1 protein-coding gene is annotated in these 227 nt (G+C 59.9%); it reads right to left on the bottom strand.

Annotated elements, in window-relative coordinates:
* The coding region (locus RRF55_RS28450) for a hypothetical protein (RefSeq protein WP_439419363.1) at nt 1–227 on the bottom strand (227 nt) is incomplete at both ends.

Below are 227 nucleotides of genomic sequence, written 5' to 3'. Positions count from 1 at the left end.
CTGGATGTGGTACAGCCACGCGAGGCCAGTCTGAACGATGCGCTCTGACACCCGGTTTTGGTGGTGGGAGAACATGTTCTGCCAGACACCGAACGCCGAAACCACGTCTGGAATCACCCTGGTAGGGATGTCCGAGGCGTGGTCCAGAAGCCAGTCACAGAAGCGCTCCCAAGCTGCGATGTCCGAAGGGTGCCCCCACATGTCCGCATAAAGCATGCGCTTGGCGA

The sequence above is a fragment of the Klebsiella sp. K47 genome (assembly GCF_051858335.1).
GTDB lineage: Bacteria > Pseudomonadota > Gammaproteobacteria > Enterobacterales > Enterobacteriaceae > Klebsiella > Klebsiella pneumoniae.
This window is presented reverse-complemented; position numbering and strand designations above follow the sequence as displayed.